The organism is Streptomyces canus, from assembly GCF_001514145.1.
GTDB lineage: Bacteria > Actinomycetota > Actinomycetes > Streptomycetales > Streptomycetaceae > Streptomyces > Streptomyces canus.
Genome location: NZ_KQ948673.1, coordinates 104887 through 124948, shown reverse-complemented (window position 1 = coordinate 124948; position 20062 = coordinate 104887). Strand labels below are relative to the sequence as shown.

Genomic DNA, 20062 nt, shown 5'->3' with positions numbered 1-20062 from the left:
TAATCTCCGCAGGGCGATTGACTGCTGGCCCACCCGTTGTCGGACGCGAGGCAAGCCATTGACTTCTGACCTGCTCGCCCCTCTCGACCTGGCGTTCTGGAACATGGAATCCGCCGAGCACCCGATGCACCTGGGAGCGCTCGGCGTCTTCGCGGCACACTCGCCCACCGCCGGCGCCCACGCGGCCGATCTGCTCGCGGGCCGGGCCGCCGCCGTGCCCGGCCTCAGAATGCGGATCCGGGACGTGTGGCCCCTCGGCTTCCCGTACGCCTTCGGGGGCGCCGCCCGCGTTCCCGACCCGGACTTCGACCCGCTCCGCCACGTCCTGCTGCACGCCCCGACCGCGGACTTCCACACCGAGGCCGGACGGCTCATGCAGCGGCCGCTCGACCGCGAACGGCCGCCATGGGAAGCGCACGTGCTGCCCGGGGAGGACGGTGTGTCCTTCGCCGTGCTCTTCAAGTTCCACCACGCCCTGGCCGACGGACTGCGGGCCCTGACGCTCGCCGCCGCCGTCCTGGACCCGATGGACCTGCCCGTGCGCAGGCCGCGCCCGGCGGAGCCCGCGAAGCCCTTGCTCCCGGACGTGCGCAAGCTGCCCGGGCTCGTCCGGTCCGCCGTCTCCGACCTGGGCCGCGCCCTCGACATCGGCGCATCCGTCGCCCTGTCCTGCGTGGGCGTGAGCTCCTCGGCCGCCCTCGTCTCCGAGCCGAGCGGCACCCGCCGCACCGCCGGAGTCGTCGTCGACCTCGACGACGTGCACCACGTCCGCAAGGCCCGGGGCGGCACCGTCAACGACGTCCTGATCGCCGTCGTCGCGGGCGCGCTGCGCCGCTGGCTGGACGAGCGGGGCGACGGCAGTGCGGGCGTGGCGCCCCGCGCCCTGATCCCCGTCTCCAAGCGCCGTCCGCGCACCGCGCACCCGCAGGGCAACCGGCTCTCCGGGTACCTGATGCGGCTTCCGGTCGGCGACCCCGACCCGCTGGGCCGCCTGGACACGGTCCGCACGGCCATGGACCGCAACAAGGACGCCGGCTCCAACCGCGGCGCGGGCGCCGTCGCCCTGCTCGCCGACCACGTCCCGGCCCTCGGCCACCGCCTCGGCGGGCCGCTGGCCGGCCAGGGCGCCCGGCTCTGGTTCGACATCCTCGTCACCAGCGTCCCGCTGCCCGGCATCGGCCTGAAGCTCGGCGGCAACCTGGTCACCGAGGTCTACCCCTTCGCCCCGCTCGCCCGCGGCCAGTCCCTCGCGGTCGCGATCTCGACGTACCGGGGACAGGTCCACTACGGCCTCGTGGCGGACGCCGAAGCCGTGCCTGACCTGGACGTCCTCGCCCGGGCGCTGTCCGAGGAGGTGAAGGAACTGCTGGCCGCCTGCGGTTCTTGATCGTTCCGGATTGCGGGTCGGGCCCGGCGCTGAAGTAAAATTCCGCGTTCGACAAGCGGACGCGGCCCTCGCGCCGCTCGGGTGACCAGGGAAACGGCAGCGCGATGACGGTGACAGAGGACGGCTCGGCGACCATGGACGAGGTCGTGCGCGGGCCCGGTGACGAGGTCGTGCACGGCCCCGGCATCGACCCGGAGCGGCTGGCCGTCTGCCTCAGCGTGCTCGACGAGCTCGACAAGCTGGAGGTCGACCACCCCGACGCGATCGCCGTGCGCCGGGCCACCGCCGGGGTCTACCGCACCGTGAAGCAGCGCCGCCGGCAGGAGCGCCGGGCCGCCAAGACCGCCCACGACAAGGCGGTCACGGAGGCCACGGCGACCGGCTCCGCCCAGCGCATCGACGACGAGACCGAGGGCATCCTGCCGTCGTCGGTCACCGAGGAGGGCCGGATCGCGGGGATACTCCAGCGCCCGCGCTCCTGCTACACCTGCAAGACCCGGTACGTCGAGGTCGACTACTTCTACCACCAGCTCTGTCCGGACTGCGCCGCCCTGAACCGCGCCAAGCGCGACGTCCGCGCCGACCTCACCGGCAAGCGCGCCCTGCTCACCGGCGGCCGCGCCAAGATCGGCATGTACATCGCGCTGCGGCTGCTGCGCGACGGCGCGCACACCACCATCACCACGCGCTTCCCGAAGGACGCCATCCGGCGTTTCAAGGCCATGGACGACTCGGCGGACTGGATCCACCGCCTGGAGGTCGTCGGCATCGACCTGCGGGACCCGGCGCAGGCCGTGGCCCTCGCCGAGCAGGTCACCGAGGCGGGTCCGCTCGACATCCTCGTCAACAACGCGACGCAGACCGTACGACGGCTGCCCTCCGCCTACGCCGCCCTGGTCGACGGCGAGAGCGCCCCGCTGCCCGCCGGTGAGCTCCCCGCCCACCATGTCATCGGTGCCTTCGGCTCCGGCGCGGTCGACGGACTCGCCTCCCTGCCGGCCGGGATCTCCGGCCTCGACGCGCAGCAGATCGCCGACCTCGCCCTGGTCGCGGGCAATGCCAGCGTGGCCCGGCACCTCGACGGCACCGCCATCGACGCGGGTGGCCTCGTCCCCGACGTAGTCGACAGCAACACCTGGGTCCAGACGATCGAGCAGATCTCCCCGGTGGAGCTGCTCGAAACCCAGCTGTGCAACTACACGGCACCGTTCATCTTGATCAGCGCGCTGCGCCCGGCCATGGCCGACGCCGCGAAGAAGGCCGGGAGCGGACGCGCCTACGTGGTGAACGTCTCGGCGATGGAGGGCGTCTTCGGCCGCGGTTACAAGGGCGCGGGCCACCCCAACACCAACGCCGCCAAGGCCGCGATGAACATGGTCACGCGGACCAGCGCCCAGGAGATGTTCCAGACCGACGGCATCCTCATGACCTCGGTCGACACCGGCTGGATCACCGACGAGCGCCCCCACTACGACAAGCTCCGGCTCGCCGAGGAGGGCTTCCACGCCCCCCTCGACCTGGTCGACGGCGCGGCCCGCGTCTACGACCCGATCGTGCGCGGCGAGGACGGCGAGGACGTGTACGGGGTCTTCCTGAAGGACTACGCGCCCGGCAAGTGGTGAACCCGCGGCCGTGACGGTCGGCCGACGGCCCTGACGTGTGGGCCGTCGCCGACGGGGAACCCGGGGACCCGAGGGATTCCTGCGAGGAGTTGTCATGGCACGTCCACACAGCATCGATCCGCGCGCCTTCAACGATCCGCGCAACCACTACCCGACCGACGAGGAGTTCTACGCGAGCGACCGTCCGGTCCAGCACGAGCTCCCGGAGGACCGGCCCCGCGGCGGTGCCGCCGACCCGATCAAGCATCCCTGGAGCTGGGGCATGATCGCGTTCGTCGTCTTCGCGTGTCTGATCGTCCTCATGGGCATCGCGCTGTTCCCGTGACGTCGTTATGAGTGCGGCGGCGGGGCATACGACCGCAGCCGGTCATGGACGGCATACCCGCCCGGGTGCGCCGCCCGCACCCGTGTGCCCCCGTCCACCAGCAGATCCGCCCCGGTGATCCACTCGGCCGCGTCGGACGCGAGCCACACCACCGCCCGCGCGATGTCCTCGGGCTCACCGATCCGCCCCAACGGCAGGTCGACGGGACCCTTCTCCCACACGAACCGCGCCATCTCCGTCCGTACGAGACCGGGAGAGACGGAGTTGACCCGCACCCGGGGAGACAGCTCGCCCGCCAGCTGCCGGGTGAGATGGAGCAGCGCCGCCTTGCTGGTGCCGTACGCGCCGACGTTCGGCCCCACGTGTCCGGCGCCCTCCGTGCAGACGTTGACGACCGACCCGCCGTGCTCGCGCATCCACCCCCGCCACGCCGCCTGCACCAGCCGCAGCGGGGCCTCGACATTGACGGAGAAGGCCTCGCGCCACTCCTGGGGATCCACTTCCGTGAGGGGGCCGAACGGCTGATTCGTCGCCGCATTGTTGACGAGGATGTCGATCCGGCCGAACTCGCCGAGAGCGAGATCCACGGCCGCCCGAGCGTGCTCCGGGTCGGCGACACTCCCCGCAAGCCCGATGCCGCCGAGCTGCTCGGCGGTCCGCCGGACCTCGTCCGCGTCCCTGGCCGTCACACACACCCTCGCCCCGGCGTCGGCCAGCTGTCGGGCGACGGCCGCTCCGATGCCGCGCGTGGCCCCGGTGACCAGGGCGGCCCTGCCGTGCAGTCCAGGCGTCATCGCCGTACCGTCTCATGACGGACCGTCAGTCAACAGCCCCGAGGCGGGAGTTGCGCGCCGCGACCAGCTCCAGCAGGGTGCGCCAGTCCTCCAGCACGCCGGCGTCGAAGACGGCGGCCCGGCTCTCCTCGTCCGCCTCACGCAGGCGCGACAGGTCGTCGTCGGAGGTCGGGCCGTGGTGGCGGACGAGGCGGGCGACGCGCTCGCCGAGCAGGGGGCCTACCGCCGCTGCCGCGCGTTCGGCCCGGGCGCCGGCGTCGGCGGGGGACAGCAGCTGCCCGATGTCCCGTACCAGCCCCGCGACCTGGAGTTCCTTGTCGGCGGGGCGGCTGCGGCGCAGCAGTGCGGCGGTCCGCAACGCCTGCTGATGCCGACAGGCGTACAGCAGATCCATCAGCTCCTCGACACTGCGCAGCTCCATGCGTCAGTCCTCCCGAGTCCACCCGCGGGACAAGCCGTTGCCGCACGTCAGCAGATCATGGGTGGTTTGCGATTCGGCCAACAGGACCTGAACTGCGTGGCTCCGGACCGTCGAAGGCGTGCGCGGTCGTGTAGGCCGGTCGGGTGACTCCCAAACCGCGTATAAGGTGACAAACATACCCAGAACATGGCCGAAAGACCTTAGGCGACTCGTAATGGTTACGCCTTGTTTTCAGCCCCTATCGAGCGGACCTCCGCTCATCTGGTTAATCTGTAGCCGACGGACGGCAGTACGGGGTCCCACCCACACCCACAGTCCGTCCCGGGACAAGCCGGTCATCACGGCCTGCTCTCACCTGAGTTACCGGCGCCACCGCGTCCGAACCCGATCTCGACCCAGACCCGAGCGGACGTCCAGGCACCGACCGTAGGTTGCACAGGTACGTCCCGAGGGTGAGCCCGACACATAAGGAGTGCGCGGTGACACCGGAGAAGACAGATCGCGAACAGCGCCCCAAGGAACGCCCGGAGCGCGCGGGCCGACGGCCCGCAGACATCGGCAGTCTCGACGTGTGGGCGCGCTCCGCCCCCATCCGTCTCGCGGGCTACGAGGACGACCTCGCCGAGCCCCACATCCTGCCCAGCGTGGACTGACCGCAGGACCTTCGCGATCGCCGACGGCATGGGCGTGCGAGACTCACGCCCATGCTGATCAGAGAAGCCGCGGCCGACGACTGGCCGCGGATCTGGCCTTTCTGGCACCGGATCGTGGCCGCGGGCGAGACCTACGCCTGGGACCCCGCCACCCCCGAAGAAGCAGCGCGCGCCCTGTGGATGAACCCGGCCAAGCGCGTCCACGTCGTCGAGGACGAGAGCGGCGCCCTCGTCGCCTCGGCCTACGTCACCCCCAACTACGGCGGTCCCGCCGCCCGCATCGCCAACGCCGGCTTCATGGTCGACCCCGACCAGGGCGGCCGCGGCATCGGGCGTGCGCTCGCCGAGCACGTCCTGGCCGCCGCCGCGGCCGACGGCTACCGGGGGATGGTCTTCAACGCCGTCGTCGAGACCAACCCGGCCGTGCGGCTGTGGACCTCGCTCGGCTTCACGATCCTCGGCACCGTGCCGGACGCCTTCGAGCACCCCCGGCACGGACGGGTCGGACTGCACATCATGTACAAGGCCCTCTAGGGGCCGGTATTCAGTCGAGCGGCGCCGTCCGCCGCCACGGCTGCCGCCGCTCCAGTTCCTCCGCGACCTCCAGCAGCACCGTCTCCGACCCGGGCCGCGCCACCAGTTGTACGGCGGTGGGGGCGCCCGAGGGCAGCGTGCCGAGCGGGACCGACATCGCCGGCCAGCCGGTGAGGTTCCACGGCGGGGTGAGCGGCGAGTAGTTGGTGTTGACCAGGACGTTGCGCAGCCAGCCCCGCTCGTGCCAGGCCTCGGCTTTGGGGGAGCGGCGGGCCAGCGCCGGAAGCAGCAGGACATCGTGCTCGGCGAAGAACGGCTCCAGGCGCTCGCGCAGTTCCTGCCGGGCCCTGCCCTTCCGCACCGCCTTGACGAAGCGCCGGCCGATCGCCGCGTGCACCCGGGTGCGCCGGGCCAGCAGCCGCGGATCCAGCCCCGCCGCGTCCACCGAGGTGCCCGCCGTCCAGGTGGCGAGTGAGGTGAAACCCAACGAGAGCGGGTACGGCGGGTCGGCGCGCCGCACCTGGTGCCCCGCCTTGATCAGCAGCCCGGCCGCCTCCCGGACCGCGTTCGTATACGGCGCGCTGACCGTGACCCCGGCGAGCGGGCTGCGCAGGGACACGGCGACGTCGAGCGCGGCGGGCGTGTCCCGTCGTACGAACTCGGTGCCGGCGATGACCGAAAGCAGCAGGCGGGCGTCCTCGACCGTGGTCGCCAGCGGACCGTTTTCGGACATGCCGAACCAGTCGCCGTCGCTGATGCCGGCCGGGACCACCCCCGACCCCGGCTTCAGCGTGACGAGCCCGCAGTTGGCCGCCGGGATGCGCAGCGAGCCCATGCCGTCGTTGCCGAGGGCGATCGGGACCAGGCCCGCGGCGACCGCGGCCGCGCTGCCGCCGGACGAGCCACCGGCCGTACGCGTGGTGTCCCAGGGGTTGCGGGAGGTGCCGTGGACGCCCTCCGTGGTACCGAAGACGCACAGCTCCGGCACGTTCGTCAGCCCCACGACCACCGCGCCCGCTGCCCGCAGCCGGGCCACGACCTCGTGGTCGGCCTCGGCGGGGGTGTCGGGAGTCGCGGCGGTGCCGACGCGGTTGGTCTCGCCGCGCACGGAGAGGTTGTCCTTGACGGCCACCGGCACCCCGGCCAGGGGCAGTTCGCCGAGGTCGCCCCGGGAGCCCACCTCGTCGGCCTCCGCCAGTGCCGCTTCGGCGCGCACCGCCCGGAACGCCCCGATCCGCCCGTCGAGCTTCTCGATCCGGGCGAGGTGCTCGGCCACCACCTCCCGGGGCGTGGCCCGCTTCTCGCGGACGGCGGCGGCGATCTCGGCGGCGGTACGGCCGACCCAGCTGGTCACGTGCGCTCCTCGGGGCTACTCGCGAGTACGTAGGGAGAACTCTGCCCGGCGGCGGACGTCGCGTCGAGAGCACTCGCGCTTGGACATTCGGACCGGTCTTCTTGGACTTTTCGCGACGGAGGACGTTCGCAGCACGGCGCCGACCAGCAGGTCATCCGATCTCTGGCTCAACTTCGAGCTGATTCAGCCCCGTTGACAGCCCTTCGGTGGACCTCAATTATCAGCCATCCGATGAATAGGGAGTCGCTCATGAGGAAACGGCTGAGATTCGCCGCCGTCGTGGCGCTGCTGACATTGCTCCTCGCGCCCGCCCCGGCGCTCGCGCGCTCGGACCAGGGCCCGCCGGCCACGGTGCCTGCGCTGACCCAGTGGACTCCGGAGTCGGGCGCCTATGTCTACCGGCCCGGGGCCCGGCTCGTCGCCGACGACCCGGCCGAACGCCGGGTGGCCGACACGCTCGCCGGTGATCTGCGGGCGGCGGGCCACGGCTCGGTGCCCGTCGTACGCGGCGGAGCCCGGCCCGGTGACATCGTTGTCGACGTCAAGCCGTCCCGGAGCGCCCTCGGCGCCGAGGGCTACGAACTCCACGCCGGCACAAGCCTGTCGATCACCGGAGCCACCGAGACCGGCGCCTTCTACGGCACCCGGACCCTCCTCCAGCTCCTCGCACAGGGCGACCGGATCCCCGCCGGGCGCACGGTCGACGTGCCGCGCTACAAGGAGCGGGGCGTCGGCGTGTGCGCCTGCTACATCCACGTCTCGCTGCCCTGGCTGGAGAACCTCGTCCGCGAGATGGCCTACAACAAGCTCAACCAGCTGCTCGTGGAGCTGAAGGTCAAGAGCGACGCCCACCCCGAGGCCAACACCTGGGGCTACTACACCAAGGACGAGATACGGCAGCTCGTCGCGCTCGGCGACAAGTACCACGTCGAGATCATCCCCGAGATCAACTCGCCCGGGCACATCGACCCGTGGATCGAGAACCGCCCGGACCTGCAGCTGACCGACTCCGACGGCAACAAGCAGCCCTCCCGGCTCGACATCACCCAGCAGGCGGCCTTCGACTACTACACGAGCCTGATGGACGAGTACGCCCAGGTCTTCACGGCGAAGTCCTGGCACATGGGAGCCGACGAGTACATGCTCGGCTCCGACTTCGCGAAGTATCCGCAGATCCTCAAGTACGCCCAGGAGAAGTACGGTTCGGGCGCCACCCCGCAGGACGCCTTCGTCGACTTCGTCAACCGCGTCCACGACTACGCGGCGAGCAAGGGCGTGAAGCTGCGGATCTGGAACGACGGGCTGACCGGAGCCAACACCGTGCCGGTGAAGGCCGGCACCACGGTCGAGCACTGGCTGAACGTGGCGGTCAAGCCCAGTCAACTCATCGCACAGGGCTACTCGGTGATGAACGCCTCCTATTCGCTCTACCTCATCCGCGGCGGCTTCCACAGCGACACCGAGTCGCTCTACGACCAGAGCTGGGACCCGCGCAGCTTCGAGGGCGAGAAACTCACCTCCTCCCGGGGCGTCACCGGCGCGAAGATCAGCCTGTGGCCGGACAACGGACGCGGCGAGACCGAGAACGAGGTCGCCGTCCGGCTCTGGCCCGCGCTACGGCATGTCGCCCAGGCCACCTGGGGGGATCCGCATCCCGACGCCACCTACGCGGAGTTCGTGGCGCGCGGTACGGCGGTGGGGCACGCGCCGGGTTGGCGGGACCTGACCCGGGTGCCGGTGGCGGACGGCACCTACACCTTCGGGCGGTCGTTCACGGCCTCCGTGCAGCGCACGGCGGACGGATACGTGACCCTCCGGTCGGCGGCCGGCTGCCTCGCGATCAGCGGCGGCAAGCTCACGCTCAACGTGCCGCTGCAGCCCGGCGTCGAGGCGACCTGGGACACCTGCGACCCGTCCGGCACCTTGCAGCGCTGGGAGTTGGAGCCCGTGGCGGGGGGCTACCGGCTCGTCAACGCGATCACCCAGATGGCGATCACCGTCACGGACGACGGCCGGATCGAGCAGTACCCGGCCGATCAACGCACCCCCACCGTCTGGCACTTGAGCTGAGGAGCCCCCCCCATGACCGTCTCCAGACGCCTCTTCGTCACCGCCGCCACCGCACTCGCCGTGACCGGCATCCCCACGGTGGCCGCCGCGGCCTCCGACGACCGCTCCTACCGCATCCCCGTCTCCCCGGACGACACCGAGGCCGACCTCGTCCGCAAGGCGTCCCAGGTCAGGCCCACCGCACGGCAGGTCGCCTGGCAGAGCCTGGAGCGGACCGCGTTCCTGCACTTCGGCGTGAACACCTTCACCGGCCTGGAGTGGGGCACCGGCGACGAGGACCCGGACGTCTTCCAGCCGGCCGGCCTCGACACCGACCAGTGGGCGGCGGCCCTGAAGGACGGCGGCTTCAGGCTCGCCATCCTCACCGTCAAGCACCACGACGGCTTCGTCCTCTATCCCTCCCGCTACACCGACCACTCGGTGGCGTCGAGCAGTTGGCGCGACGGTCGGGGCGATGTGCTGCGTTCCTTCGCCGACTCCATGCGCCGCCACGGCCTCAAGGTCGGCGTCTACCTCTCACCCGCCGACGAGAACCAGTACCTGCACGGCGTGTACGCCAACGGCAGCGCCCGCACCCCGCGCACGATCCCGACGCTCGTCGCGGACGACGACCGCACACCGGACCGCTTCCACACCCTGGACGCCACCGACTACGGCGCCCACATGCTCAACACGCTGTACGAGGTGCTCACCGAGTACGGGCCGGTCGACGAGGTGTGGTTCGACGGCGCGCAGGGGCACATCCCGCCCGAGAAGGTGGAGAGCTACGACTGGGACAGCTGGTACGCCCTGGTGCGCACCCTCGCCCCGGACGCGGCGATCGCCGTCACCGGCCCCGACCTGCGCTGGGTCGGCAACGAGAGCGGCATCGCGCGCGAGGACGAGTGGAGCGTCATCCCGGTCAAGGAGAACCAGTACGGCCGCACCGACTGGGCCCTGTCCTACGACACCCCCGACGAGGGCAGCCGCGCCGCTCTGGTGAAGGCGCAGCCCGCGACGGACTACCTCCAGTGGTGGCCCGCCGAGTGCGACGTCTCCCTCCGCGACGGCTGGTTCTACCACGCCGACCAGCAGCCCAAGTCCGTGGACTACCTGACGGAGATCTTCTTCGGCTCGGTGGGGCGCAACGCGGTACTGCTGCTCAATGTCCCACCGGACACCGAGGGCCTGCTGCACGGCACGGACGTCGTGCGCCTGCGGGAGTTCAGAGAACGGATCGAACGGGAGCTGCCACGGGACCTGGCCGCGCGCGGCCGCACCACGTCGGCACCGGGCCGCGTCACCGTCGACCTCGGCACGGAGCACGAGGTCGACCGCATCCGCCTCGCCGAGGACATCCGGCACGGCCAGCAGGTGGAGGCCTTCGTCGTCGAGGCACTCCGCGACGGCACCTGGACGGAGGTCACGGCCGCCGGCACCATCGGCGCGAGCCGCATCCTGCTGCTGTCGGCTCCGGTACGGGCCCGGAGGTGGCGACTGCGGGTGACACAGGCTCGAAGTGCCGTACACATCAAGGAGTTCGGGCTGTATCGGTCCGAGGTCTGAGGGAGTGGGTGGCCACCGGGTTGTCGGCGCCCCGTTGGCCACTCTTCACGGCAGCCGCCAGTCGAAGGGCATCAAATCGAGTTCCCAGCCGGGCGTCCGGGCCAGTGCGTCGGCGGCTCGGGGAACACGCAGGAGACAGCGGTGGCGCAGCAGTTCGCGGCGCTCGTCCGGTGTCAGCAACCGCTCCTCCGGGCTGAGGTTCCCCGGGTGGTCCGGGTCGAGATCCGGGCGGCCGTCGATCGGGTCGTGCCCGGTGACGTTGAGCCGGTCACCGTGCGGCGTCCGGTAGTCGAGCCGGAAGTCCGTGCGCCACTGGGAGTTGTGACCCCAGCCGTGGGACAGATCGACGGTCGGGCGGTGGCGGCGTCGGAACGTCCAGTAGAGCGGTGAGCGGTCGGCGACGTCGCGTCCGGGGATCGTCGGCCTGCTCGACGTCGACGATCTCGTGGAGGAACGGGTCGAAGGTGCCGCCCCTGAACGGCGTCATGCCGAGTGGGGTGAATGGGCCGGGGTGCTCGTACTCCGACTCCAGCAGCAGATCGCAGACCCGGCTCAGGGCGTACGACTCCCAGAGGAGGCCCTGGCCTTCGGGGGCTGTCCACCACGGCTTGTACTCGGCGGCCGTGGCGAGCCGGTCCCGGTAACCGCCGTGGTCCCGACCGAGCCATGACGCGTTGGGCCTGTTCCCCTCGGTCAAGCTCTCGTACAGCTCGCGCGCACCCACACCGACGTCCATGCGGGCAGCCCAGGCGGGGACGTCAGCGCAGGTGCTTGTCGAAGAAGGCCATGGTGGTGTCCATCGAGCGCCCCCACTGCGAGTAAAAGGTGTGCCCCTCGCCCCGGTACGTGCGCAGCTCGACGTCCTTGCCCGCCTTCTCGAACGCGGTCACCGTCCGGTGGGACCAGCGGATGGGGCAGGTCGTGTCGGTGGTGCCGTGGTGGATCAGGAGGGGTTCGGTGACGCGGTCGACGTAGGTGAGGGGGGAGACCTCGCGCCAGAAGCGGGGGTTCGTCTCGGGGGTGCCGTGTTCGGACTCGATCTCGGCCACCAGCGGGTCGCCCTCGGGGCGTTGGAACTGGTCGATGTTCTCCTCGGGGCGGGCGCTGACCGGCGCATAGGCGACCGCGGCGTCGAACAGGCCCGGGGCCACCACCAGCGTGTTGTAGACGACACCGCCGCCCATCGAACGGCCGAGCAGGCCGAGGCGGTCGGTGTCGATCTCCGGGCGCCCGGAGGACCGTAGCGCCATCGCCGCGCCGATCACGTCCTCGGTGTAGCCGAGGCGGAGGCCCACGTCGTTGTCCGGGTCCTGGTCCGAGCGGGCGTGGTTGCGGTAGTCGGTGTGCAGGACGACGTAGCCGTTCCGGGCGAGGAGGTCCTGCTCGCGCGTGAGGCCGCGGCCGGTGGTGTAGATCTCCGGGTCGATGTAGCCGTGCGCCAGCACCAGGGCCGGGAAGGGGCCCTTGCCCGAGGGAATGTTCATCAGGCCCGAGATCGTCAGGCCGTCCGACTCGTACGTCACCTCGTAGCTCGTGTAGGCGGAGGTACGGGTCAGCACCCTGCCCAGCTCGAGACCGGACCCCGTGTGGTCGCGCTGGATCATGGCCGGGATCGAGACGGGGTTCACCGGCGCGTGCGTCGCCGTCGGGCTCGCGGTGCGGGGCGTCGAGGCGGTCGGGCTGCTCGGGCGGGCCCGCTCCTCGGTGTCGCCGGTCGTACAGCCCACCGCGGCTGACAGCGCGAGTGCGGCGGCGACACAGAACGTTCCCCTCGTCCGCATACGGACATTGTCCCCGCCGGGGCGCTCGCTGTCCCCTCGGTTCAGGTGCCCCGGGCCGCCCCCGTGCTGTCCCGCACGATCAGCCGGGGCACCGGCACCCGTACGGTCCGCGCCGGACCGCCGTCCAGTAGCGCGGTCAGTTCCGTGGCCGCCGTACGGCCGAACTCCACGCTGTCCCGGGACAGGGCCGACAGCCAGGGCTTGACCATGCGGCACAGTGCCGAGTCCTCCCAGGCCACCACCGACACGTCCCCGGGCACCGAGTGACCCAGTTCGGTCGCGGCGGCGACTCCGGCGAGGGCCATCACGTCGTTGTCGTAGATCAGCGCGGTCGGGGGAGCGGACCACTCAAGGACCCTGCGGGTCACGGCGGCGCCCGCGGCGTCCGAGTAGTCGGTGGTCACCGACTTGACCCCGGTCAGTCCGCGCCGCTCGGCCTCCGCCCGCAGGGTGCGGATACGGCGCTCGGTGTGCGCCAGCCCCGGCAGGCCCGCGATGTGCACGATCCGCCGGTGGCCCAGCGCGTACAGCTCGTCCACGACCGCGGCCATCGCGCCCGCGTCGTCCGCCCAGACGGTCGACAGCCCCGGATGGCGTTCGTCGGGGGCGCCGCCGATCACCACACCGGGCAGGCCCAGTTCGTCGAGGACACCGGTGCGCGGGTCGTCGGTGCGCGGGTCGACCACCAGGACCCCGTCCACCCGGTGTTCTGCCCACCAGCGCCGGTACACATCGCACTCGTCCTCGACGTCCTCCACCACCTGGAACAGCAGCCCGAGATGACGCTCCGCCAGCACTTCCTGTATCCCGGAGACGAGTTGGAGGAAGAAGGAGTCGACACCGAGCGTCTCGGCCGGGCGGGCCAGGACGAAGCCGACCGTGGCGGCGCCCTCGCCGGACAGCGCGCGGGCCGCGGTGCTCGGGCGCCAGCCGAGCTCCTCGGCGACCCTTCGCACCCGGTCGCGGGTGTCCTCGGAGACCCCGGGCCGGCCGTTCAGCGCGAAGGAGACCGCGCTCTGGGACACGCCGGCCTGCCGGGCGATGTCCTTCATCGTGGGCCTGCGGACCGGTGACCGCTTGCCTGACACGCTGTTTCCCCATTCCCCCGGCGGTTCGTCGGCTCAGTATGCACTAATGCGGTTCAGCTCCGTCAACCTAATACGCATTAGTCACTAAACAAATTAGCTCTGCGAGATGCATTGACGGGCCCGTGGAACGGCGTGCAAGGTCTCCGTCGTTGGTCAACTTCGCCCCAAAGGAGACCGGTTCGCCGTGCCCATTTCCCGCAGAACCTTCGCTGCCGCCGCTGTCTGTGCCCTTCTGCCGCTGAGCGGCTGCGGGTCCGGCGACGACGGCGGTTCGAGTGACGCCTCCGGCAGGATCGAGGGTGACATCACCTTCCAGACCTGGAACCTCAGGGCGAACTTCAAGGACTATTTCGAGGGCCTGATCGCCGGCTTCGAGAAGAAGTACCCCGGCACCGAGGTGAAGTGGATCGACCAGCCCGCCGAGGGCTACGCCGACAAGATCAGCGCCGATGCCGCGGGCGGCACACTGCCCGACGTCGTCAACGTGTCCCCGGACCTGGTCGCGCCCCTCGCCAAGGCCGGCCTGGCGCTCGACCTCGACAAGGCGGCCGGGCAGTACAAGAAGGAGTATCTGGAGGGCGCCTGGGCCAGCCACCAGATACCCGGCATGACCGGCACATACGCCTTCCCCTGGTACCTCAACACCGGGCCGCTCTTCTACAACAAGTCCCTCTTCGAGGAGGCCGGGATCGACCCCGACCAGCCGCCGAAGACGTACGACGACCTCTTCGCGGACGCCCTGGACCTGGCGGAGAAGAGCGACGGCAAGGTCGCCACCCTCGCCAACGTGCCCACCGTCGAGGACTTCGGCCGCTACGGCGTCCCGCTCATGAACTCCGAGGGCACCGCCTTCGCCTTCAACGACGCCAAGGGTGTCGAACTGCTCACCAAATACAAGGAGTTGTACGACGCCAAGGCGCTCGACCCGCAGGTGCTCACCGCCACGCCCGAGTCCTCCGGCAAGAAGTTCCTCACCGGGGCCGTCGCCATGAACCCCGGCAGCGCACTGGATCTCGGCAACTTCAAGAAGCAGGCGCCGAACCTGTACAAGAACATCGGCATCACCGACCAGATCACCAGCACCGGGCACGTCAACATGTACGTGATGGGCGTGATGGTGAACGCGCAGACCAAGAAGAAGGCCGCCTCCGTCGCCTTCGCGCACTACGTCACCGACGCCGAGCACCAGATGTCCTTCGCGAAGAAGGTGGCCATCTTCCCCAGCACCGCGGGATCGCTGGACGACCCGTACTTCACCAAGGAGGACGGGACCGACGAGACGCGGGTGCGGGTCGCCGCCGCCAAGTCCCTGAAGAACGCGGTCAATTACACACCCGTGCTGTTCAGCGAGCAGATGAAGACGGCCCTGCGCAACGAGGTCGCCAAGGCGTTGCAGGGCAAGGAGAGCCCCCAGGAAGCTCTCGACAACGCTGTCAAGGCCTGCGACACGCTGCTCGAGCAGCAGGGATAGCCATGGCGTCGTCCACCGTCTCCCGAGTGCGGCGCCAACTGCCGACGAGCCCCTGGCTGTTCGCCGCACCCGGTCTGCTGATCATCGGCGCGTTCATCCTCTACCCGTTCGTCTCCACCCTGGTCAACGCCTTCACCGACCGGCGCACCCTGATCCCCGGCGAGTTCGTGGGCCTGGCGAACTTCCGTGAGCTGCTGCACGACGACATGTTCTGGATCGGCCTGCGCAACAGCTCGCTGTACGTCCTCGGCGTCGTGCCCGCGCTGGTGATCCTGCCGCTGCTGCTCGCGCTGCTGGTGCAGAAGAACATCCCCGGCATCACCTTCTTCCGGTCCGCCTTCTACACCCCGGTCGTCGCGTCGATCGTCGTGGTCGGACTCATCTGGGTGTGGCTCCTGGACGAACGCGGCCTGATCAACTCGCTGTTGGAGGCGGTCGGGGTCGGCCGGATCGGTTTCCTGAGCGACCAGTGGCTGCTCCTGCTGAGTGCCATGGCCGTCACGGTGTGGAAGGGCCTCGGCTACTACATGATCATTTACCTGGCCGCACTGGCCAATGTGCCGCGGGAGCTGCACGAGGCCGCGGCGGTGGACGGGGCCGGGGCGATCCGGCGGTTCGTCACGGTGACGGTGCCCGCCGTCCGCTCGACCATGGCACTCGTCGGAGCACTGTCCTCGGTCGCCGCCTTCAAGGTGTTCTCCGAGGTCTATCTGATGGCCGGCCCCAGCGGGGGACCGGCCGGCGAGGACACCACGCTCGTGATGCTCGTCCAGCGCACCGGCACCGGCCTCACGGGCCGCGTCGGCTACGCGTCCGCGATCTCGGTCGTCGTCTTCGTCGTCACCGTCGCGCTGATGCTGCTCGTGCTGCGGGCCGACCGGAGGGCGGAGACGTGACCCGGGTACGCAAGGGGGAACTGGCGCTGCGGTACGTCCTGTTGCTCGCCGTCCTCGCGCTGACCGTCGGCCCCTTCCTCTGGCAGCTGTCGACCTCGCTCAAGGGCCCCACGGAGGACATCTACAGCTCGCCGCCGTCCTTCCTGCCCCGGCATCCGACCCTCCACAACTACGAGCGGGTCGCCGACACCATCCCCGTCTGGGACTACGCCCTCAACTCGCTGAAGGTCGCCACCGCCAACGTCGTGACCAACTGCGTCGGTTCGGCACTCGCCGGTTACGCCCTGGCCCGGCTGCGCTACCGCGGCCGCCGCGCGGCCACCCTCGCGTTCGTCCTGGCGATGCTCGTGCCCGTGGAGGGCATCATCATCGCCCAGTTCACCACCATGCGGGAGCTCGGCCTCAACAACACCCTGATCGGCGTGGTCCTGCCGGGCTGCATCGGTGCGATGAACGTCCTGCTGATGCGCAACGCCTTCCTGAACCTGCCGTACGAGATCGAGGAGGCGGCCTACGTCGACGGCGCCAACGTCTGGCAGCGGTTCCTGCGGATCGCGCTGCCGTCGGTGAAGGGGACCGTGGCCGTCGTCGCGATCTTCGCCTTCATGGGCGCCTGGGACGACTTCCTGTGGCCCCTGATCGTGCTGAGCGACCCGTCGAAATTCACCCTCACCATCGGCCTCAACTACCTGCACGGCACCTTCGCAGGCGACGAACGGCTCGTCGCCGCGGGCACGGTCATCGCCGTGGCCCCGCTGATCGCCCTCTTCGCCGGCCTCCAGCGGTACTTCTTCCGCGGGGTGGGCGAGGGAGCCGTCAAGGGCTGAACGAACCCTCAGAGTCAAGGATCCCCATGCCTCCTGCCGTGCGCTTCGGCGTCAACTACACCCCGAGCGTCGGGTGGTTCCACCACTGGCTCGACTTCGACCTCGACCCGGTCCGCGCCGACCTCGATTCGATCGCCGCCCTGGGCCTGGACCACATCCGGGTCTTCCCGCTGTGGCCCTACTTCCAGCCGAACCGCACCCTGATCCGGGAGCGGGCCGTCGCGGATCTCGTGCGGCTCGTCGACGCCGCCGCCGAACGCGGTCTCGACGTCAACGTCGACGGATTGCAAGGTCACTTGAGCAGCTTCGACTTCCTGCCGGCCTGGACCCGGACCTGGCACCGGCGCAATCTCTTCACCGACCCGGAGGCCGTCGAGGGCCAGGCCGCCTATCTGCGCACGCTGGCCGCGGCGCTCGCGGACCGGCCCAACTTCATCGGCATGACCCTCGGCAACGAGGTCAACCAGTTCTCCGCGGGCCCGCATCCCGACCCCGACCGGGCCACGTCCGAGCAGATCGACGCCTGGCTCACCCGCATGCTCGCCGCCTGCGAGGAAGGGGCCCCCGGCCGGCTGCACCTGCACGCCGAGTACGACGCCACCTGGTACCAGGACGACCAGCCCTTCACCCCCGCCCAGGCCGCCCGCCACGGCGCCGTCACCGCCGTGCACTCCTGGGTCTTCAACGGCACCGCCCAGCGCCATGGCCGCACCTCCGTCCCGGCCGAGCACCACGCCGCCTACCTCGTCGAGCTCAGCAAGGCCTGGGCCGAGGACCCGCACCGGCCGGTCTGGCTCCAGGAGGTCGGCGCCCCCGCCCCGCTGGTGCCGCCCGAGCACGCGGCCGCCTTCACCGAGGCGACCGTGGCGAACGCCCTGGACTGCCCCGACCTGTGGGGCATCACCTGGTGGTGCTCCCACGACGTGTCCCGGGAACTGGCCGACTTCCCGGAACTGGAGTACGGGCTCGGCCTGCTGACCAACGACCGGAAGCCGAAGGAGGCGGCCCGGGTGCTCGAGCGGGCGGCGCGTACGGGCTCGCAAGCGCCTGAACGTCGTACGACCGCGCTGGTCGTTCCCTCCGACCCCGCCTCCCGTTCGCTCTGCGCGCCCGGTGGCCCGGTCTTCGACGCCTACTTCCGGCTGGTCGCCGACGGCGCCCGCCCCACCACCGTCCTCGACACCCGTGCCGCCGACCAGGACCACCTGTCCGCGCGCGGCATCACCGAGGTCGTCACGTCCGATCAGGTACTCCCACCCCACGAGGACCACTAGGAGGCACCCGCTCGTGAACCCCACCAGACGCACGGTCCTGCTCGCCGCGACCGCGGCGGCGCTGCTGCCCACGTTGCCGGCGAAGGCAGCGGCGGCGACCACGCTCCAGCCGTACGCCACTTACTGGTACCCGGACTCCCTGCCCTCCGGCAGCCCCGGCACCGGCATCACCTGGCGCAGCCTCAAGGCCTGGCGGGCGGCCGACGACGCCGACCTCGCCCTCAACGCGGCCTCCGTACCCCTCGCCACCCGCTTCACCCCGACCCCCGCGAACACGACGGCACGCGCCGGTCAGGCCCGCATCCAGTCGTTGGTCTCCTTCGGGCCCACGGCGGGCAACCCGTCGCAGGGCTCGGCGACTTCGGACTACTACGCCTTCGGGCACTGGGCCTACGTCGACGAACTGGTCTTCTGGGGCGGCTCGTCCGGCGAGGGACTGATCCTCGCGCCGAACGCCCCGATCGTGGACGCCGCCCACCGCCACGGAGTGCCCGTACTCGGCAACATCTTCCTGCCGCCCGTCGCCTACGGCGGACAGTTGCAGTGGACCCGGGACCTGGTGCAGAAGGACGCGGCCGGGCGGTACCCCCTGGCGGCTCAACTCGTCGCGGTCGCCGCGGCCCACGGCTTCGACGGGTGGTTCGTCAACGCCGAGACCGGGGGAGGGGACGCGGCTCTCGGGGCGGACATGCTGGGATTCGTCCGGGAGCTGAAGTCGCTCGCCGCCGCTCGGGGGCAGCGGGTGACGTGGTACGACTCGATGACCGTGAACGGGACGGTGAGCTGGCAGGGCGCGCTGAACAGCCGCAACCAGGCGTTCTTCGAGGCCGCAGACGACATGTTCGTCGACTTCCGGTGGACGGCGGCCGGACTGGCGTCCTCGGGCACCCTGGCGCAGCGACTGGGCCGCAGCCGCTACGAGTTGTGGGCCGGGGTGGACGTGGAGGCGGGCGGCTGGAACACGTCCGAGAACTGGGACGCGATCGTGCCGGCCGACAAGGCGCACACCACGTCGATCGGGCTGTACCGGCCCGAGTGGACCCGCAACCACCTGCCCGCGGACCAGCGGTCACCGGAGGACTTCCACGCCGCCGACGACCGCTTCTGGACGGGCCGGTCGCTCGATCCGTCCCGCCCCGACGGGGCGGACGCCTGGCGCGCTCCGGCGGTGTCGGTCGTCGACCGGTCGACGGTCACCTCGGTGCCGTTCGCGAGCGTGTTCAACACCGGGCACGGGCTGCGGTGGTACGAGGAGGGTGTCGTCACCTCGGACACGGCCTGGAACCACCTCGGGTTGCAGGACCGGCTGCCGTCGCGGCAGTGGGTGGTGCGGACGGAGGGCTCCCGGCCGGCCGTCTCCTTCGACTTCGCGGACGCCTGGCGGGGCGGAAGCAGTGTGGTGGTGAGCGGCTCGTTGGATGAGCCGGTCACCGTGGATCTGTACGCCGCGCGACTGCCGATCGGCGACGGCACGGTGGTCGAGCTGACCCACCGGACCGACGCGGGTGCGGTGGGCGTCGAGCTCGCCGTGGCCACCGCCGAACCGGGCGCGCCGGGGGCGACACCGCCGTACGTCCGTCTTCCCGTGACCACCGGTGACGGCTGGCACACCTCGACCGTACGGCTCACCGGGCTCTCCGGGACCGTCCACGCGCTCGGTGCGCGGCTCACCGGCAGCGGCCCGCTGACGTGGCGGCTCGGCTCTCTCGCGGTGTACGACACCCCCGGCACCCCCGCCGCACCCTCCGGCCTGCGGGTCACCGCGGCCTCCGGCGGCGACCTGCGCCTCGCGTGGAACCCCGCTCCAGGCGCCGTACGCCACTACACCCTGCACCGGCTCCTGCCCGACGGCAGCCGGCGCTTTCTCGGCGGCACCTGTCAGCGGGCCTACTTCGTCGGCGGCCTCAGGCCCGAACAGGGCGAGCTGCAGGCGCGGTTGGAGCTGCGTGCCGTGGGGGAGCTGTACACGTCGTCGGACCCCGTGACCGTGACCCACCCCTGGTAACCCCCGGACCCTTGG

Annotated in this window: 19 protein-coding genes; 12 read left to right on the top strand and 7 right to left on the bottom strand. The window is 70.9% G+C overall.

Annotated features, from left to right (window positions below; genetic code table 11):
- Window positions 1–58 precede the first annotated feature (58 nt).
- The 3 genes from AQJ46_RS41125 (at window position 59) to AQJ46_RS41115 (ending at window position 3334) form a co-directional block, all read left to right on the top strand.
- Complete coding sequence (locus AQJ46_RS41125) at window positions 59–1387, top strand: wax ester/triacylglycerol synthase family O-acyltransferase (protein WP_059210444.1); 1329 nt, start codon at window positions 59–61, stop codon at window positions 1385–1387.
- Window positions 1388–1491: 104 nt separating this feature from the next.
- A complete protein-coding gene (locus tag AQJ46_RS41120; RefSeq protein WP_059210443.1) occupies window positions 1492–3009 on the top strand; it encodes an SDR family NAD(P)-dependent oxidoreductase in 1518 nt (505 codons plus the stop codon).
- A 94-nt stretch (window positions 3010–3103) separates the two neighbouring features.
- Complete coding sequence (locus AQJ46_RS41115) at window positions 3104–3334, top strand: hypothetical protein (protein ID WP_059210442.1); 231 nt, start codon at window positions 3104–3106, stop codon at window positions 3332–3334.
- A gap of 5 nt (window positions 3335–3339) precedes the next feature.
- On the opposite strand, the gene AQJ46_RS41110 is transcribed toward AQJ46_RS41115, so the two are convergent.
- Window positions 3340–4128 (bottom strand): SDR family oxidoreductase, encoded by a 789-nt coding sequence (locus AQJ46_RS41110; RefSeq protein ID WP_059210441.1) that lies wholly within the window; start codon window positions 4126–4128, stop codon window positions 3340–3342.
- Window positions 4129–4153: 25 nt separating this feature from the next.
- Window positions 4154–4549, bottom strand: coding sequence for a hypothetical protein (locus tag AQJ46_RS41105; protein ID WP_059210440.1), 396 nt, complete (start codon window positions 4547–4549; stop codon window positions 4154–4156).
- A gap of 479 nt (window positions 4550–5028) precedes the next feature.
- Here AQJ46_RS41105 and AQJ46_RS54685 point away from each other — a divergent pair, with 479 nt between their 5' ends.
- Together AQJ46_RS54685 and AQJ46_RS41100 are read left to right on the top strand one after the other, a co-directional pair.
- On the top strand, window positions 5029–5202 hold the full coding sequence (locus tag AQJ46_RS54685; protein ID WP_107105044.1) for a hypothetical protein: 174 nt from the start codon (window positions 5029–5031) through the stop codon (window positions 5200–5202).
- A gap of 51 nt (window positions 5203–5253) precedes the next feature.
- A complete protein-coding gene (locus AQJ46_RS41100; RefSeq protein ID WP_059210439.1) occupies window positions 5254–5736 on the top strand; it encodes a GNAT family N-acetyltransferase in 483 nt (160 codons plus the stop codon).
- A 10-nt stretch (window positions 5737–5746) separates the two neighbouring features.
- Here the strand turns inward: AQJ46_RS41100 and AQJ46_RS41095 are convergent, their stop codons facing one another.
- Window positions 5747–7090, bottom strand: coding sequence for an amidase (locus AQJ46_RS41095; protein ID WP_059210438.1), 1344 nt, complete (start codon window positions 7088–7090; stop codon window positions 5747–5749).
- Between the two features lie 249 nt (window positions 7091–7339).
- On the opposite strand from AQJ46_RS41095, the gene AQJ46_RS41090 reads away from it, so the two are divergent.
- Together AQJ46_RS41090 and AQJ46_RS41085 are read left to right on the top strand one after the other, a co-directional pair.
- On the top strand, window positions 7340–9160 hold the full coding sequence (locus AQJ46_RS41090) for a family 20 glycosylhydrolase (protein ID WP_079072643.1): 1821 nt from the start codon (window positions 7340–7342) through the stop codon (window positions 9158–9160).
- Between the two features lie 12 nt (window positions 9161–9172).
- Window positions 9173–10705 (top strand): alpha-L-fucosidase, encoded by a 1533-nt coding sequence (locus AQJ46_RS41085; protein ID WP_059210436.1) that lies wholly within the window; start codon window positions 9173–9175, stop codon window positions 10703–10705.
- 45 nt (window positions 10706–10750) lie between these two features.
- On the opposite strand, the gene AQJ46_RS58570 is transcribed toward AQJ46_RS41085, so the two are convergent.
- The 4 genes from AQJ46_RS58570 to AQJ46_RS41070 form a co-directional block, all read right to left on the bottom strand.
- Entirely contained in the window at window positions 10751–10885 is a 135-nt protein-coding gene (locus AQJ46_RS58570; RefSeq protein WP_263972897.1) for a hypothetical protein, read from the bottom strand.
- An 88-nt stretch (window positions 10886–10973) separates the two neighbouring features.
- Entirely contained in the window at window positions 10974–11441 is a 468-nt protein-coding gene (locus AQJ46_RS41080) for a hypothetical protein (RefSeq protein ID WP_059210435.1), read from the bottom strand.
- A 22-nt stretch (window positions 11442–11463) separates the two neighbouring features.
- Window positions 11464–12486, bottom strand: coding sequence for an alpha/beta hydrolase family protein (locus tag AQJ46_RS41075; protein ID WP_063803903.1), 1023 nt, complete (start codon window positions 12484–12486; stop codon window positions 11464–11466).
- 41 nt (window positions 12487–12527) lie between these two features.
- Complete coding sequence (locus AQJ46_RS41070) at window positions 12528–13538, bottom strand: LacI family DNA-binding transcriptional regulator (RefSeq protein WP_059210434.1); 1011 nt, start codon at window positions 13536–13538, stop codon at window positions 12528–12530.
- Between the two features lie 220 nt (window positions 13539–13758).
- Between AQJ46_RS41070 and AQJ46_RS41065 the strand changes: the two genes are divergently transcribed.
- The 5 genes from AQJ46_RS41065 to AQJ46_RS41045 are packed head-to-tail and all read left to right on the top strand — an operon-like array spanning window position 13759 to window position 20047.
- Window positions 13759–15045: an ABC transporter substrate-binding protein gene (locus AQJ46_RS41065; protein WP_059210433.1), complete on the top strand. Its 1287-nt coding sequence runs from the start codon at window positions 13759–13761 to the stop codon at window positions 15043–15045.
- A 2-nt stretch (window positions 15046–15047) separates the two neighbouring features.
- Window positions 15048–15941 carry a carbohydrate ABC transporter permease gene (locus AQJ46_RS41060; RefSeq protein WP_057617962.1) on the top strand — a complete coding sequence of 298 codons (894 nt, stop codon included), beginning with the start codon at window positions 15048–15050 and terminating at the stop codon, window positions 15939–15941.
- The gene (locus AQJ46_RS41055; protein ID WP_059210432.1) at window positions 15938–16768 is read left to right on the top strand and encodes a carbohydrate ABC transporter permease; all 831 of its coding nucleotides are present in this window, start codon (window positions 15938–15940) and stop codon (window positions 16766–16768) included. The genes AQJ46_RS41060 and AQJ46_RS41055 overlap by 4 nt, the downstream gene beginning before the upstream one ends.
- 26 nt (window positions 16769–16794) lie before the next feature.
- Window positions 16795–18042 carry a glycoside hydrolase 5 family protein gene (locus AQJ46_RS41050; protein WP_059210431.1) on the top strand — a complete coding sequence of 416 codons (1248 nt, stop codon included), beginning with the start codon at window positions 16795–16797 and terminating at the stop codon, window positions 18040–18042.
- 13 nt (window positions 18043–18055) lie between these two features.
- Window positions 18056–20047: an endo-beta-N-acetylglucosaminidase gene (locus tag AQJ46_RS41045; RefSeq protein ID WP_059210430.1), complete on the top strand. Its 1992-nt coding sequence runs from the start codon at window positions 18056–18058 to the stop codon at window positions 20045–20047.
- Window positions 20048–20062 lie beyond the last annotated feature (15 nt).

What these genes read in the sequence shown, in the direction of transcription:
- AQJ46_RS41120 (WP_059210443.1), top strand. Translation starts at nt 1,492, where the DNA reads ATGACGGTGACAGAGGACGGCTCGGCGACCATGGACGAGGTCGTGCGC.
- AQJ46_RS41115 (WP_059210442.1), top strand. Translation starts at nt 3,104, where the DNA reads ATGGCACGTCCACACAGCATCGATCCGCGCGCCTTCAACGATCCGCGC.
- AQJ46_RS41110 (WP_059210441.1), bottom strand. Translation starts at nt 4,128, where the DNA reads ATGACGCCTGGACTGCACGGCAGGGCCGCCCTGGTCACCGGGGCCACG.
- AQJ46_RS41105 (WP_059210440.1), bottom strand. Translation starts at nt 4,549, where the DNA reads ATGGAGCTGCGCAGTGTCGAGGAGCTGATGGATCTGCTGTACGCCTGT.
- AQJ46_RS41100 (WP_059210439.1), top strand. Translation starts at nt 5,254, where the DNA reads ATGCTGATCAGAGAAGCCGCGGCCGACGACTGGCCGCGGATCTGGCCT.
- AQJ46_RS41090 (WP_079072643.1), top strand. Translation starts at nt 7,340, where the DNA reads ATGAGGAAACGGCTGAGATTCGCCGCCGTCGTGGCGCTGCTGACATTG.
- AQJ46_RS41085 (WP_059210436.1), top strand. Translation starts at nt 9,173, where the DNA reads ATGACCGTCTCCAGACGCCTCTTCGTCACCGCCGCCACCGCACTCGCC.
- AQJ46_RS41080 (WP_059210435.1), bottom strand. Translation starts at nt 11,441, where the DNA reads ATGGACGTCGGTGTGGGTGCGCGCGAGCTGTACGAGAGCTTGACCGAG.
- AQJ46_RS41075 (WP_063803903.1), bottom strand. Translation starts at nt 12,486, where the DNA reads ATGCGGACGAGGGGAACGTTCTGTGTCGCCGCCGCACTCGCGCTGTCA.
- AQJ46_RS41070 (WP_059210434.1), bottom strand. Translation starts at nt 13,538, where the DNA reads ATGAAGGACATCGCCCGGCAGGCCGGCGTGTCCCAGAGCGCGGTCTCC.
- AQJ46_RS41060 (WP_057617962.1), top strand. Translation starts at nt 15,048, where the DNA reads ATGGCGTCGTCCACCGTCTCCCGAGTGCGGCGCCAACTGCCGACGAGC.
- AQJ46_RS41050 (WP_059210431.1), top strand. Translation starts at nt 16,795, where the DNA reads ATGCCTCCTGCCGTGCGCTTCGGCGTCAACTACACCCCGAGCGTCGGG.